At 65.6% G+C, this 15,153-nt stretch carries 13 protein-coding genes; 10 read left to right on the forward strand and 3 right to left on the reverse strand.

Translation table 11 applies throughout. The features are described from left to right. Window positions 1–70: 70 nt before the first annotated feature. Window positions 71–1,078: an SDR family oxidoreductase gene (locus tag IP86_RS04500; protein WP_054161327.1), complete on the forward strand. Its 1,008-nt coding sequence runs from the start codon at window positions 71–73 to the stop codon at window positions 1,076–1,078. Between the two features lie 55 nt (window positions 1,079–1,133). Here the strand turns inward: IP86_RS04500 and IP86_RS04505 are convergent, their stop codons facing one another. Further along, window positions 1,134–2,645, reverse strand: coding sequence for an AMP-binding protein (locus IP86_RS04505; RefSeq protein ID WP_054161328.1), 1,512 nt, complete (start codon window positions 2,643–2,645; stop codon window positions 1,134–1,136). A 339-nt stretch (window positions 2,646–2,984) separates the two neighbouring features. Between IP86_RS04505 and IP86_RS04510 the strand changes: the two genes are divergently transcribed. The 5 genes from IP86_RS04510 to IP86_RS28535 are packed head-to-tail and all read left to right on the forward strand — an operon-like array spanning window position 2,985 to window position 6,085. Continuing rightward, complete coding sequence (locus tag IP86_RS04510; RefSeq protein ID WP_054161329.1) at window positions 2,985–4,208, forward strand: hypothetical protein; 1,224 nt, start codon at window positions 2,985–2,987, stop codon at window positions 4,206–4,208. 23 nt (window positions 4,209–4,231) lie between these two features. After that, window positions 4,232–4,807 carry a hypothetical protein gene (locus tag IP86_RS04515; RefSeq protein WP_156332396.1) on the forward strand — a complete coding sequence of 192 codons (576 nt, stop codon included), beginning with the start codon at window positions 4,232–4,234 and terminating at the stop codon, window positions 4,805–4,807. A gap of 2 nt (window positions 4,808–4,809) precedes the next feature. Continuing rightward, window positions 4,810–5,202, forward strand: a complete 393-nt coding sequence (locus tag IP86_RS04520) for a phage holin family protein (RefSeq protein ID WP_054161330.1) — start codon at window positions 4,810–4,812, stop codon at window positions 5,200–5,202. Further along, window positions 5,199–5,912: a hypothetical protein gene (locus IP86_RS04525; RefSeq protein WP_245290532.1), complete on the forward strand. Its 714-nt coding sequence runs from the start codon at window positions 5,199–5,201 to the stop codon at window positions 5,910–5,912. Before IP86_RS04520 ends, IP86_RS04525 begins: the two co-directional genes overlap by 4 nt. 17 nt (window positions 5,913–5,929) lie before the next feature. Next, window positions 5,930–6,085 (forward strand): hypothetical protein, encoded by a 156-nt coding sequence (locus IP86_RS28535; RefSeq protein WP_156332397.1) that lies wholly within the window; start codon window positions 5,930–5,932, stop codon window positions 6,083–6,085. A gap of 91 nt (window positions 6,086–6,176) precedes the next feature. Here IP86_RS28535 and IP86_RS04530 read toward each other — a convergent pair whose 3' ends face one another. Beyond that, the gene (locus IP86_RS04530) at window positions 6,177–7,106 is read right to left on the reverse strand and encodes a response regulator (protein WP_054161331.1); all 930 of its coding nucleotides are present in this window, start codon (window positions 7,104–7,106) and stop codon (window positions 6,177–6,179) included. Beyond that, window positions 7,096–10,464: an ATP-binding protein gene (locus tag IP86_RS04535; RefSeq protein ID WP_054161332.1), complete on the reverse strand. Its 3,369-nt coding sequence runs from the start codon at window positions 10,462–10,464 to the stop codon at window positions 7,096–7,098. The genes IP86_RS04530 and IP86_RS04535 overlap by 11 nt, the downstream gene beginning before the upstream one ends. Window positions 10,465–10,623: 159 nt before the next feature. Here IP86_RS04535 and urtA point away from each other — a divergent pair, with 159 nt between their 5' ends. The 4 genes from urtA (at window position 10,624) to urtD (ending at window position 14,926) form a co-directional block, all read left to right on the forward strand. After that, window positions 10,624–11,886 carry an urea ABC transporter substrate-binding protein gene (gene urtA, locus IP86_RS04540; RefSeq protein ID WP_054161333.1) on the forward strand — a complete coding sequence of 421 codons (1,263 nt, stop codon included), beginning with the start codon at window positions 10,624–10,626 and terminating at the stop codon, window positions 11,884–11,886. 180 nt (window positions 11,887–12,066) lie between these two features. Further along, window positions 12,067–12,993, forward strand: a complete 927-nt coding sequence (gene urtB / locus IP86_RS04545; protein WP_054161334.1) for an urea ABC transporter permease subunit UrtB — start codon at window positions 12,067–12,069, stop codon at window positions 12,991–12,993. A gap of 12 nt (window positions 12,994–13,005) precedes the next feature. After that, window positions 13,006–14,160, forward strand: coding sequence for an urea ABC transporter permease subunit UrtC (urtC, locus tag IP86_RS04550; RefSeq protein WP_054161335.1), 1,155 nt, complete (start codon window positions 13,006–13,008; stop codon window positions 14,158–14,160). A gap of 10 nt (window positions 14,161–14,170) precedes the next feature. Then, a complete protein-coding gene (urtD, locus tag IP86_RS04555; RefSeq protein WP_054161336.1) occupies window positions 14,171–14,926 on the forward strand; it encodes an urea ABC transporter ATP-binding protein UrtD in 756 nt (251 codons plus the stop codon). The last annotated feature ends 227 nt before the right edge of the window (window positions 14,927–15,153 follow it).

Below are 15,153 nucleotides of genomic sequence, written 5' to 3' on the forward strand. Positions count from 1 at the left end.
GATCGATCCTGCCCGGCAGGAACGATCGCGCGAGACTGCTGTTGCCGCTGACATCAGCAGGACAGTAGAGATGACCAATAAAATCACCCGCAGGAATGTGGTCGGCGGTGCGGGCGCTGGCGTTTTTGGCGTCGCAGCCGCAGCGGCTCCCGCCTTCGCGCAGAAGGCCGGCTCATCGACTACGGCGTCGACGGCCGCGCCGTTCGAAGATCCCGCCGGCAAATATCCGAAGCCGCCGTTCCAGCGCCAGGAACAGCCTTGGCCGGGCCTCGCGTCGAAGATGAATCCGCCGCCGGATCACGGCGAGAAAAGCTACAAGGGCTCGGGCCGGCTCGCCGGCCGCAAGGCGCTGATCACCGGCGGTGACAGCGGCATGGGCCGGGCCGCGGCGATCGCCTTCGCCCGCGAGGGCGCCGATGTCGCCATCAACTATCTGCCGGCCGAGGAGGAAGACGCCCGGCAGGTGATCGAGCTGATCAAGGAAGCCGGCCGCAACGCCGTCGCGATCCCAGGCGATCTGCGTGATGAAGCCTTCTGCACCCGGCTGGTCGAGCAGGCGGTGCAGCAGCTCGGCGGACTGGACATTCTGGTCAACAACGCGGCGCGGCAACAAACCCGTGCGTCGATCCTCGACCTGTCGTCGGAGGATTTCGACGCCACGATGAAGACCAACATCTACGCGCCGTTCTGGATCACCAAGGCGGCACTGCCGCATCTGAAGCCGGGCTCTTGCATCATCGGCACATCGTCCGAGCAGGCGACCGATCCCTCGGCCGAACTGTACGACTATGCGCAGACCAAGGCGGCGACGACCAGCTACGTCCGGTCGCTCGCCAAGCAGCTTGCCTCCAAGGGCATCCGCGTCAACGCGGTGGCGCCGGGTCCGATCTGGACGCCGCTGCAGGTCTCCGGCGGCGCGACGATGGAGAAGCTCGAGAAGTTCGGCGGCATGACGCCACTGGGCCGCCCAGGCCAGCCGGCCGAACTGGCGTCGATCTACGTCCAACTCGCCGCCAACGACGCCAGCTACGCGACCGGCCAGGTCTACGGCGCCATGGGCGGCGGCGGATTGCCGTAAACCACAGGGACGAACGAACAGCCGGCGTGTCGAAGCGCCGGCTGTTCCTGCATTGCTAAGCGGCCCCGTGGGCGGCCTTCACCGCTACCCGGTCGATCGCTCCGGCCGAAGTCTTCGGCAACTCCGCGACGAACACGATGTGCTTCGGTTTCTTGTAGCGCGCGATCAGCGAGGCGACGAACTCGGCGAGTTGCTCGGCAGCGATGCTTTCACCAGCTTTCAGCACGCAAACCGCCTTCACCGCCTCGCTCCACTGCGGGTCCGGCACGCCGATCACCACCGCGTCGGCGACGGCCGGATGCTGCTTCAGCGCCGCTTCGACCTCGGCCGGATAGACGTTCTCGCCGCCGGTCTTGATCAGCTCCTTTTCGGGCGCGCGGCCGGCGTAGAACAGATAGCCGTCTGCGTCGAACCGGCCCATGTCGCCGGTGTGATGCCAGCCGCCGCGGAACGCGTGCCGGGTCGCGGCGTCGTTGTTCCAGTAGCCTTTGAACACGGTCGGGCCGCGCACGACGATCTCGCCGACTTCGCCGGGCGGCAGCGGCTTGTCGTCGGCATCGACCACCGCGAGGGTGCGCCAGAACAGCGGCCGACCGGCGGATCCGGGCCGTTCGCGATAGGGCGCGAAGGTCGACAGGCCCGAGGTCTCGGACTGGCCGAAGGTCGCCCAGAACGTCGCCTGCGGGCAGAGCTGCTCGAAGCGCTCGATCGTCGCCGGGGCGTCGAGGCCAGTCACGGCGCGCAGGCTCTGCAGTTGGGCGGGCGCCGCCTGATCCAGAATGTTGCCGAGCATCGGCGCAAACTCCGCCATCACCGTCACCTGCTCGGCGGCGATGTCTCGCGCGGCCTGCGCGGCGTCGAATTTGGCGGCGATGACGCTGGCGCCGCCGGCCTGCTGCAGCGTCAGCATCAGCCCGAGCCCGGTGACGTGAAACAGCGGCAGCATGCCGAGATTGACGTCGGTCTCGGTCAGGCGCCACGCCTCGATCAGCGAGCTTTGTGCGATCAGCAGATTGCCCTGCGAGATCAGCGCACCGCGCGGCCGGCCGCCGACCGCCGCGGTATGGATGATGACGAAGCCGTCTGCGGCCGCCACCTCCGGCGGCGCGAAGGCTTGGTCCGAAGCAAGCTCGGCGAACGGTGCAAACGGGGCAGGCTCGTCGCCGATCGCATAGATGCGTCGCACACCCGGGAGCGACGGCCGCAGCCCGGCGACAATGTCGCGATACTCGGGCCCGACGATCAGCACTGTCGGCGCGCCGTCGGCCAGCACGAAGCCGATCTCCTCGGCGCCGAGCCGATAGTTCACCGGCAGCAGGATGGCGCCGACCAAGGCCGTCGCACCGATCAGCTCCACCATCTCCACGCAGTTTTGCGACAGGATCGCAACACGGTCTCCCGGCCCGATGCCGTCGCGCAGCAGGCCGGCTGCGAGCCGCTGCGTTCGCGCCAGATAGTCGCGGTGCGTGACGCGTCGTCCGCCGTCGAAGACGAAAGCCGTGCGATCCGGAAACAGCGCGGCATTGCGCCGATAAACGTCGGCCAGGGTGAAGTCGTGAAGCGCCATGCATTTCCCCCGTGAGGCTGCAGCCGGCATTCTTCCGGCCGGCCGGATTGCTCCCGCCCGCCGCCGGGTGGCGGTGAGCCGGTGGTGGCTTTGTAGCCAAGTTTGGCCTGCAGGGGGCACTTTAAAGTTGGGATGGTCTTACCTGCGACGCGCCCCTGATTGGATTACCGTAGGCTTGATGAAGGACGCACGACAGGCCGCAGGGCCCGGCATTTTCGTCGCAGCTTGGCCCGTGGCGTCTTACGATCAGGCCCGCGACGAACCATCTGATGAATGTCCGCCGATGAGGAACATCGTCTGCATTACCGAGTTGGACGCTCACAACTTCTGGAGGAACCGATGGCGCACGACGATCGAACCCTGGACCAGATCCGACGCGACACCGAGAGCGCCCGGGCCGGCCTTACCCAGACTGTCGGCGAACTGCGAGCCACCGTGGCCGACACCGCGAATGATCTCCGCGAGCGCTACTCGCCGCAGGCGATCAAGGACGACGTGACCAGCTACATCAAGACGCGCGGCGAGGAGCTCGCCGACAAGGTCAGCGACACCATTCGCAACAACCCGGTGCAGGCAGTCGCGGTCGGCGCGACGCTCGCTTATCCGCTGTGGAAGATCGTTCGCGCGATCCCGACGCCGGTGCTGATGGTCGGTGCGGGCCTGTATCTTGCCGGCTCGAAATCCGGCCAGCGGCTGACGCAGCGGGCGTCGGTCGCCGCCGCCGATCTCGCCGGTGAAGTCGAGCGGCGCGCGCGCGCATTTGGATCGGACGTGGCCGATACGGCGGAAGCTGCGCGAGGCTATGCGGCCGGCGCGATTCAGGCTGCCGGCGAGGTTGCCGGCGCCCGTGCCGACGAGCTTCGCCGCACTGCCGCCTCCACGGCTGCCGAGCTGAAGCAGAAGGGCGAAGACCTCGGCCGGACGATCTCGACAGAGACCGATCAGCTCGGCCGCTCCGCAGCGGCCGCCGGACATGCCTTTGCGGGCGAGGTCGACGACGCGGCCCATCGGGGCGCCGGCCTTGCCGACGCCGTCTCCGACAAGCTTCGTGACACGGCTGCCACGGTGAAGGACACGGCCGCGTCGGTTCGCGAAACTGCGGCTGAGGCTGCAGCCCGCTTGCGCCAGAAGATGAGCGAGACGGCGGACGTCAGCCTCGACGCCGCCGCTCGGATGCGCGACCGCGCTGGTGAACTCGGACAGCGCGCCAGTCGCAACGTCACCGAGACGGTCAGCGCGCATCCGTTGCTCGTCGCCGGCGTCGGGCTCGTCGTCGGCGGATTGATCGCCAGCGCTATTCCTCGGCTGCGTGCCGAGAAGCAAATGTTCGGAGCCGCCAGTCGGCGTCTGCGCGAGCAGGCCGAGGATACGGTGAACCGCGGCGTCGAGACCGTGAAGCAGAAGGGCCGCGACGTGTATCAAAGCGCGGTGGACGCCGCCGAAGAGGAGGGCCTCTCGCCCGACAAGGTCGGCGGGCAGGTGCGGGATATCGGCGAGCGGGCCCGCAAAGTGGCTGAAGCCGCGGCCTCGACTTTCGAGTCGCCGTCGCAGAACAAGCATTGAGACGACAGGACGGAGAGCAGGGAATGGCCGAGCAGATCGAGAAGACGGGAAACGGCGCAGGCGCGCGGTCTCAGCCGCTGAAGTCGGCAAAGAAGGAAGCCCAGAACGTGGCAGATCAGGCGACCGAAGCGGGGCGTGATATCAAGGAGCGTGTGGTCGGCCTCGCCGAAGAGTCGGTGGACGCCGCGCGCGCCCAGGCCGAGAACCTCGCCGGCGCGGCACGGGAATTCGCCTCCGAAGCCGGCGAAGCAATCAAGAGTCGGGCGAACGCACAGCGCGAGGCCGGTGCGGACTACATCGGCGGCATCGCCGACGCCATCCGGCGGGCGTCGCGCGAATTCGATAACGACCTGCCGATCGCCGGCGTCTACATGCGCAAGGCCGCCTCCAAGGTCGAGGAGATCTCCGACACCGTGCAGCAGGGCGACATTTCCGATCTCGTCCACGGGGTCCAGAGCTTTGCACGGCGCCAGCCGACGGCGTTCCTCGGCCTCGCCGTGCTGGCCGGCTTCGGTGCAGTACGCTTTCTCAAGAGCTCGTCGGCGGCGGCCCCGCGCTCCACCGCGGCGGCGCGATCCGACACCGAGGATCGGAGCTGACGATGACCACGCCGAGTAATCGATCGATCCCGGAGCTGTTCGGCGACGCGTTCAATCAGTTCGCCAAGCTGATCAGCAACGAATTCGATCTCGCCCGCGCCGAGATGGCCGACAAGGTCGGCCAGGTCGGGCGTGCGGTGGCGATGATGGGCGCGGGGGCGGTGATCCTGATCCCCGGTCTCGTGCTGCTGCTGTTCGCGCTCGCCGCTTTGCTGATCGAGAACGGCCTGTCGCAGTCGCTTGCATATCTGATCACGGGTGGCGGCACGGTGCTGGTCGCCGGAGTGCTGATGTGGATCGGCGTCAGCCGGCTGTCGCCGGACGCACTGAAGCCGACGGTCACGATCGAACAATTGCAGCGCGACAAGGTCGCCGCGAAGGAGATGGTCAAGTGAACGACAACAGCAAGGCGATGCCCTTCATCCATGACCTCGGCGACGCGATGCGCCGCAATCCGGTTTCCACCGCACTGATCGGTATGGGCGTGCTCTGGCTGTTCGCCGGAAGCAGCGGCGCGCGCGCGTCGAAGCTGGCGCGCAGCGCAGGTCTCGATCGCGTCCCGGACGTGGCGTCCGATCTGGTGGAGAGCGGCCGCGCGCGGATGCACGATGTGCAGGACCGCATCAGCGACAGCCTGACCGATGTCGGCGCCAAGGCCGCAAGCGTCGCCAGCGTGGTGCGGGAGAACAGCTCCGCGGCGCTGGAGCGGGCCAGCGATCTCGGCCGCCAGATCCCGGAGACCGGGGCGGAGCTGTTCGGCGTTGCGAAGTCGCGCATGACCGATCTGTTTGAAGAACAGCCGTTGCTGCTGGGCGCCATCGGGCTCGCGATCGGGGCCGGCATCGCCGCGTCGTTGCCGTCCACCTCGGTGGAGGCCGACCTGTTCGGCGAGACCAGCGATGAACTCAAGGCGCAGGCGCGTGGACTTGTCGATCATGCCAGCGAACGCGTCACCGCCGCGACGCGGGACGCCGTCACCGCGGCGGCCGAAGAGGCGCGTCGCCAGGGTCTCACGCCCGATGGCGTGATGAAGGCCGTCGGAGAGGTCGGCGACAAGGCGCGGCGCGTTGCCGATGCGGCCGAGGACAATCTGCGGCTGGAGTGAGCCAGATAGGAGCCATCATGGCCGAGGACAAGAAGCCTGACGATCGTCCGGGCGACGCGATGAAAAGCGGCACCCGCGAGCCGTGGAAGAAGCCCGACCAGAGTTCGCAGACGACCAAGGAAGCGCCGTCGAAGCCCGACCTTGAGCGGTGGCAGGAGAGCAATACGCACTGACTTCTTGGTGTGGGCGTCATGAAACATTGAACGGCCGGGCCTCGTCCCGGCCGTTTTTCGTTTAGGAGCTAAGGAAGGGCCCGCTATCTCGTCACGAATCCCTGCGCGCCGCGTTGGTGGCGATCGCTGCGGCTGCGGTGCGGTTTTCGACGCCGAGCTTGGCGTAGATTTGTTCGAGATGCTTGTCGACGGTGCGCGGGCTGAGGCCGAGGATCTGGGCGATATCGCGATTGGTCTTGCCCTTGCTCAGCCACGCCAGCACTTCCCCCTCGCGACTTGTCAGTCCGAACTCGGTCGTGAATTCCTTCGACGAGTCGGTCGAACTGTCCCGCGCCAGGCGCAGCAGGAATTCGTTGGGACCCAGCTTGCCCATATACTGCAGCCGCAGTTCGTCGTTGCGCAGCAGAGAGGCTTTCATCGGTGCCTTGCTCTGCGCCAGCCCGCTATGGACCTGCTCCAGCCAGTCGAGCCACGGCTTGGGCAGGTCCAGCCGCACGCCGTCCTCCGACGCGTCGCCGGCGGCCAGCAGCTTCTGCGCCTGCGGCGTCGCCCACAGCACCTTGCCGACGCGATCGACAGCCAGCAGGAAACGACCCGAGACGTCGAGTGCCGCGCGCGCGCTCTGGCTCAGCCGCGCATTGCCGAGATGCACGCGGATGCGCGCCAGCATTTCGACGATCACGATCGGCTTGGTGACGTAGTCGACACCGCCGGCCTCGAGGCCACGCACGATGTGTTCGCTCTCGGCAAGCCCGGTCATGAAGATCACCGGCACGTCCGACAGCATCGGATTGCGCTTCAACCGCCGGCAGGTCTCGAAGCCATCGAGGCCTGGCATCACCGCGTCGAGCAGGATGATGTCCGGGGTGATCTGCTCGACGATCCGCATCGCCGCGGCGCCGTCGAGCGCCACCATCACGGTCATGCCGGCGCCGTCGAGCGCGTCGGTGAGCATCCGCAGCGTCTCGGGCGAGTCGTCGACGACCAGAACGATATCGCGCTTCTTCAGGTCATTGGTCATGGCGATACAGCGTGTTCAAGGTCTTCATGTATTGCTCGAGGTCGAACTGCTCGACCAGCGATCGGATCTGCGACACGAACGGCGCCGACTCCGGATAGTCGGTATTGATCTGATCGAGCTTGGACTCGATGCCGCGGATGTAGCCGATCTTGCCGAGCTCGATCAATTCCTCGACATGCTGCATCGGCGGAGCGGGCATCTCGCCGGGGGTGTCGTGAGGCTCGGGCGCTTCGCCTTTGTAGATCCACTCCAGCCTCAACAACTGCCCGACCTGCTCCAGCAGTCGTGGAATATCGACCGGCTTCATCAAGTAACCGTCGTGGAACGGCTGCGCCAGCGGCGCGCCGTGCGCCTCGATCGCGCTCGCCGACACCATCAGGATGCGGGCGTGGTGATGGCCATTGGTCCGCAGCGTTTCGGCGACGGTCCAGCCGTCCATGCCCGCCATCGAGATGTCGAGCAGAAACAGATCGGGCCGGCAATGCTCGGCGAGGCTGACGCAGGTGTAGCCGTCCGGCGCGCTCAGCACGATGAAGCCGAGCGGCGCGAGCAGCTCCTGCAGCAGATTGCGCTGCGCCGGATCGTCGTCGGTGATCAGGATGGTCTTGCGCGGGCCGTGATAGCCGAGGATAGGCGCGCGGATCGCGCGCGTCCGTGTCGGATTGGGAACCTCGGACAACAACAGCTTGACGCGGAACGTCGAGCCCTGGCCGAGCGTGCTGGTGACGCTGAGATCACCGCCCATTACGCCGGCGAGCAGCTTGCTGATCGTCAGCCCGAGCCCGGTGCCGGTGTGCGGCTGCGACACGCCGAGCGCGCCGCGCTCGAACGGCGCGAAGATGCGCTCGAGGTCGTCGGCATGGATGCCCGGGCCGGTGTCGCGGACTTCGAGCTCAGCGACCGGATTGCGATAGTGCACGATGAAATGGACGCTGCCAGCTTGCGTGAACTTGATGGCGTTCGACAGCAGGTTGATCAGCACCTGGCGCAGCCGCTTCTCGTCGGCGTAGACCACCGGCGGCAGATATTGCGGCCGCTTAAACACGAACTCGACGTCCTTGGCGGCCGCCTGCAGCCTGAACATGCCGACCAACTGATCGAGAAACTCGCCGAACCGCACCTCGTCGCGCGACAGATACAGCCGCCCGGCTTCGATCTTGGAAATATCCAGCAGCCCGTCGATCAGTCCGGACAAGTGATCCGCGCTGCGCCGCATCAGCCGAATCTGGTCGCGCGGCCGCGGCGGCAGGCTGCCGTCCTGCTCGAGCAGCTGCGCATAGCCGCTGATCGCGTTGAGCGGCGAGCGTAGCTCGTGGCTGAGGCCGACGACGTAGCGGCTCTTGGCGAGGTTGGCGGATTCGGCGACTTCCTTGGCGCGCTGCAACTCGGCATCGGTCTGGCGGTGCGCGTCGATCTCCTGCATCAGCAGCACCGTTTGCCGGCGCGTCTCGGCCTCCGCGGCCTGCCGGCTCTGCCGCGCCAGTACGAACAGCCAGGTGACCACGCCGACGATGATCACCAGCGCGAAGAACAGCTTCCACAGGATCTCGGACAGCAGGATGTGCTGCGCCTCGGTGGCCGGCGCAGCCTGCAGATAGATCATCAGCAGCGTGATTCCGACCAGCCCGACCGATACGGTGAAGACGCCGAGATAGTGCCCGACCTGCGAGTTGAGCAGCGCCAGCACGCGCTGCGGCAGCACCTTGCCGAGCGTACCGGCGAACTGCGCGTCGAACCGCGCATGCGGCTTGCACAGGTCGTGGCAGCGGGCGTCGAGCGAGCAGCACAGCGAGCAGATCGCGCCCGCATAGGCCGGGCAGTGCGCCATGTCCTCCGGCTCGAACGCGTGCTCGCAGATGCAGCACTTGATCGCCGGCACGCTCTGCCAGGAGCGCTTCGGCTTGCGGGCGATGTAGAACCGGCCGCGGGTCAGGATCGCGATCGCCGGCGCGGCGACGAATGCCGCCGCCATCGCGACGAACGGCGACAGCGCCTTGGCGGTCGGCCCGAACACGCCGTAGAACGCGGTGATCGACATCACCGTGGCGATCGCCATCGAGCCGACCCCGACCGGGTTGATGTCGTAGAGATGCGCCCGCTTGAACTCCATCTGCCGCGGCCGCAGGCCGAGCGGTCGGTTGATCACCAGATCGGCGACCAGCGCGCCGACCCAGGCGATCGCCACGTTGGAATACAGCGCCAGCGTATGCTCGAGCGCCTTGTAGACGCCGATCTCCATCAGCAGCAGCGCGACCAGCACGTTGAACACCAGCCAGACCACACGGCCGGGATGGCTGTGGGTCAGCCGGGAGAAGAAGTTCGACCAGGCGATCGAGCCCGCATAGGCGTTGGTGACGTTGATCTTGATCTGCGACAGCATCACGAAGGCGCCGGTGAGCGCCAGCGCCAGTTCCGGCTGCGCCAGCACGTAGCGAAACGCCTCGCGATACATGTGCGACGGCTCGGCCGCATCCTCTGGGCCGACGCCGTGGCTGAGCGCGAAGTAAGCCAGGAATGAGCCGGCGATCAGCTTCACCGCGCCGGGTACGATCCAGCCGGGTCCGGCGCTCACCATCGCCACCCACCACGTCACGCGAGAACTGCGCCGGTCGCGCGGCAGGAAGCGCAGGAAGTCCACCTGCTCGCCGATCTGCGCCACCAGCGCGAACACCACCGACGCTGCGGTGCCGAACAGCAGCAGATCGAGGTGCCCGTCCGGATTGCCGTGGGCGCCTGCGAAACTGGTCCACTCGACGAAGGAGTCCGGACTCTTGATCGCGATCGCCGCGAACGGAAGAATATGCAGCAGGATCCAGAACGGCTGGGTCCACAGCTGGAACCGGCTGATCAGCGTGATGCCGTGCGTCACCAGCGGAATGATCACCACGGCGCTGAACAGATAGCCCAGCGCCAGTGGCAACCCGAAACACATCTCAAGCGCCTTGGCGAGGATAACAGCCTCGATGGCGAAGAAGATGAACGTAAAAGAGGCATAGATCAGCGACGTGATGGTCGATCCGATATAGCCGAATCCGGCGCCGCGCGTGAGCAAGTCTATATCCACGCCACATCTGGCTGCATGATAGGCAATCGGCAGGCCGCAGCAGAAGATGATCACGCTGACCACCAGGATCGCCGCGACGGCGTTAGTGACGCCGTAATTCAGCGTGATGGTGCCGCCGATCGCCTCAAGTGCCAGGAACGAGATTGCGCCGAGCGCGGTGTTGGCGACCCGCGCCGCCGACCAGCGGCGGGCGCTTTTGGCGGTGAACCGCAGCGCGTAGTCCTCGAGCGTCTGGTTGGCGACCCATTGATTGTACTGGCGCCGAACGCGGTCTATGCGCTGCCGCCCAACCACTCGCTGCTCCCCCGCTGCCACGCTCCCTTGCGTGATGAAAAATCTACGTCGCGGTCTTGCGATGCAACATACGTGATCTTGCGTATCGGTACAGCGCAAAAATTCGCCGATCGTTTGCCCCGGCTGCACACGCGTCCAACAAACACGAAGGGGTAGTTCATGGCAGACGACAAACAGCAGGGCCTTCACTCGCCGTTCCGGCGCAAGCTTCTGATGGGAATGGCCGCGCTTCCGGCGATGACGATGCTGCCGCGCACGTCGTTCGCTCAGGCGCCGGCGACCTCCGCCGTCAACACCACCGGCCTCGCGGTGACCGACACCGAAGTCACCGTCGGCATCCTGCACTCGGTCACGGGTACGATGGCGATCTCCGAAACCGGCTCGGTGCAGGCCGAAAAGCTGGCGATCGAGCAGATCAACGCCGCTGGCGGCGTGCTCGGCCGCAAGATCAAGTTCGTGCAGGAAGACGGCGCCTCCGACTGGCCGACCTTCGCCGAAAAGGCCAAGAAGCTGCTGGTCAACGACAAGTGCGCCGCCGTGATGGGCTGCTGGACTTCGGCCTCGCGCAAAGCGGTGCTGCCGGTGTTCGAACAATATAACGGCATGCTGTACTACCCGACCTTCTACGAAGGCCTCGAGCAGTCCAAGAACGTCATCTACACCGGCCAGGAAGCCACCCAGCAGATCATCGCCGGCCTCGACTGGGTCAACAAGACCAAGGGCGCCAAGAGCTTCTATCTGCTCGGCTCCGATTACATCTGGCCGCGCACCTCGAACAAGATCGCCCGCAAGCACATCGAGGGCCATCTGCAGGGCTGCAAGGTCGTCGGCGAAGAATACTTCCCGCTCGGCCACACCCAGTTCAACTCGGTGATCAACAAGATCAAGCTCACCAAGCCGGACGTGATCTATGCGATCATCGTCGGCGGTTCCAACGTCGCGTTCTACAAGCAGCTCAAGGCGGCCGGCATCGACCTGTCGAAGCAGACGCTGCTGACGATCTCGGTGACCGAGGACGAAATCGACGGCATCGGCGGCGAGAATATCGCGGGCGCCTATGCGTGCATGAAGTACTTCCAGTCGCTCGACAATCCAAACAACAAGAAGTTCGTCGCCGACTTCAAGAAGATGTGGGGCGAGAAGACGGTGATCGGAGACGTCACCCAGGCTGCCTATCTGGGCCCGTGGCTGTGGAAATTGACCGTCGAGAAAGCCGGCTCGTTCGACGTCGACAAGATCGCGGCGGCATCGCCGGGCGTCGAGTTCAAGGGCGCGCCGGAAGGCTACGTCCGGATCCACGAGAACCACCACCTCTGGTCCAAGACCCGCGTCGGCAAGGCCAAGGCGGATGGCCAGTACGAGCTGGTCTACGAGACCGCGGACCTGGTCGAGCCCGATCCGTTCCCGAAGGGCTACCAGTAAGCAGCGCTCGGGCGCCGCGCCACGCACGACGCGTCATGCGCGGGCTCGACCCGCGCATCCATCGCTCTTCGCAAGATGATGGATCGCCGGGTCGAGCCCGGCGATGACGATCGGAATGTGAGGCTGGCGCCGGCGACATCACCGCGTCCGGATCATTTCAACTCAGCAGGGGCAGCCTCCATGTTCGGCGACTATTCGATTGGCGATCTCGGCGCGATCTTCGCGATGCAGGGCTTTGCCGGCCTGATCCTGTTCTCGGTCTATGTGCTGATGGCGCTGGGCCTGGCGATCATCTTCGGCCAGATGGGCGTCATCAACATGGCGCACGGCGAGTTCATGATCCTCGGCGCCTACGTCACCTGGATGACGTCGAACGCCTTCCAGACTTATTTGCCGTCGCTGTTCGGTGGCTACTTCTTCGTCGCGATGATCCTCGCCTTTTTCGCATCCGGCGCGCTCGGCATGCTCGTCGAATGGGGATTGATCCGGCATCTCTACAAGCGTCCGCTCGATACGCTGCTCGCCACCTGGGGTCTGTCGCTGATCCTGCAGCAGGCCTACCGGTCGATCTTCGGCGCGCGCGAAGTCGGCGTCGAGTTGCCGCAATGGATGCTGGGCTCCAAGCAGGTCACCGACACCATTGAAGTGCCGATCAACGGCATCTTCGTGATGTGTCTGACCGTGCTGATCACCGCCGTGGTGTTCTATCTGCTGTTCTGGTCGCGCTGGGGCCGCCAGGTCCGCGCCGTGATGCAGAACCGTGTGATGGCCGGCGCCGTCGGCATCAACACCGAGCGGGTCGACCGCTACACCTTCGGGCTCGGCTGCGGCATCGCAGGCATCGCGGGCTCCGCCTTCACCATGATCGGCTCGACCGGGCCGACCTCGGGCCAGCTCTACATCGTCGACACCTTCCTGGTCGTGGTGTTCGGCGGCGCCGCCAGCCTGTTCGGCACCATCGCTTCCGCCTTCAGCATCTCGCAGGCGCAGTCGACGATGGAATTCTTCATGTCCGGCTCGATGGCCAAGGTGCTGACCCTGCTCGCCATCGTCTTGATCCTGATGATGCGCCCGCAAGGCCTGTTCGCCCTCAAGGTCCGTAAGTAACAGGAGCCGACGATGGAAACCCCGCGCTTTCTCAGCCGCTCCGACCTCATCGCACTCGCCGCCCTTGCGGTGCTCCTGGTGGTGATCCTGCCGCTGTCGCTGGATGTGTTCCGGCTCAACCTGGTGGCGAAATATCTGACCTACGCCTTCGTGGCGCTCGGCCTGGTGCTGTGCTGGGGCTTCGGCGGCATTCTCAGCCTGGGGCAGGGGGTGTTCTTCGGCCTCGGCGGCTACTGCATGGCGATGTATCTCAAGCTGGAAGCCTCCAGCGTCGAGAACACCAAGATCCAGTCGACGCCCGGCATCCCGGACTTCATGGACTGGAATCAGATCACGCAACTGCCGCTGTTCTGGCAGCCGTTCCACAGCCTGACGATCACCATCCTGGCGATCCTGATCGTCCCGACGATCTTCGCCTATCTGGTCGGCGCCGCGATGTTCAAACGCCGGGTCGGCGGCGTGTACTTCGCCATCATCACCCAGGCGATCGCGGCAATCTGCACCATCCTGATCATCGGCCAGCAGGGCTACACCGGCGGCATCAACGGCATCACCGACCTGCGCACGCTGAAGGGCTGGGACATCCGCCCCGACCACGCCAAGGTGGTGCTGTATTTCGTCGAGGTCGCCTTCCTGTTCGGCTGCATTCTGCTGGCGCTGTTCGTGCGGCATTCCAAGCTCGGCCGTATCCTGGTGGCGATGCGCGAGAAGGAGGATCGGGTCCGGTTCTCCGGCTACAGCGTCGCCAATTTCAAGATCTTCGCGTTCTGCCTCGCGGCGATGTTCGCGGCGATCGGCGGCGCGATGTTCACGCTGAACGTCGGGTTCATGTCGCCGTCCTTCGTCGGCATCGTGCCGTCGATCGAGATGGTGATCTACACCGCGGTCGGCGGCCGGCTGTCGATCTTCGGCGCGATCTACGGCGCGTTGCTGGTCAATCTCGCCAAGACCAGCCTGTCGGAATCCTTCCCGCAGCTCTGGTTGTTCGGCCTCGGCGCGCTGTTCATCGCGGTGGTGCTGATCTTCCCCAACGGGCTCGCCGGGATCTGGCGCGACTACGTCCAGCCGCTGATCGACCGATTGATCAGCAGGCGCAAGCCCGGTTCGGACCACCACAGCAACGGCAAGACGCTCGGCCCGATCGCCGGCGGCGCCCCGGCGGAATGAGGAGGCAATCATGCTGATCGGCCATCAACAGCCCGACTTCCTGCTGGCGGTGGAGGGGCTCACCGTGTCCTTCGACGGCTTCAAGGCGGTCAACGACCTGTCGTTCTACGTCGAGGAGAACGAGATCCGCGTCATCATCGGCCCCAACGGCGCCGGCAAGACCACGGTGCTCGACCTGATCTGCGGCAAGACCAAAGCCACCTCCGGTGCGATCCATTTCCGCGGCAAGGATCTCACCAAGATGAAGGAAAATCAGATCGTCCAGGCCGGCGTCGGCCGCAAGTTCCAGACGCCGTCGATCTACGAAGACCTTACGGTGTTCGAGAATCTGGAGATCTCCTATCCGCAGGGCCGCTCTGTGTTCGGCGCGCTGGCGTTCCAGCGCACTGCCGCCGTGCGCGAACGCGTCGAGGAGGTCGCCGAGGCGATCTTCCTCAAGGACAAGCTCGGTCAGAGCGCCGACCTGCTGAGCCACGGCCAGAAGCAGTGGCTCGAGATCGGCATGCTGCTGATCCAGGACCCCGATCTGTTGATGCTCGACGAGCCGGTCGCCGGCATGAGCGTGTCCGAGCGCGTCAAGACCGCCGAGCTGCTCCACACCATCATCAAGGACCGCTCGGTGCTGGTGATCGAGCACGACATGAAATTCGTCGAGGACATCGCCCACAAGGTCACCGTGCTGCACCAGGGCCAGATCCTGTCCGAGGGCACCATGGACACGGTGAAGAACGACCCCAAGGTCATCGAAGTGTATCTGGGGCATTGAGCGATGGTCATGCGCACCGCCCTCTCCCCGTCATTGCGAGCGAAGCGAAGCAATCCAGCTTCGAGCACGGAGCTGGATTGCTTCGTCGCTTCGCTCCTCGCAATGACGAAGACCCTCCGATCGCGCACAGCTTCACCTCTCCCCGCGCGCGGGGAGAGGTCGACGCGCGCCAGCGCGGCGGGTGAGGGGGCGCCTCACCGCGGCCGAGCCTCTCCGACTCGCGGAGG

Source organism: Rhodopseudomonas sp. AAP120, from assembly GCF_001295845.1.
Taxonomy (GTDB): domain Bacteria; phylum Pseudomonadota; class Alphaproteobacteria; order Rhizobiales; family Xanthobacteraceae; genus Rhodopseudomonas.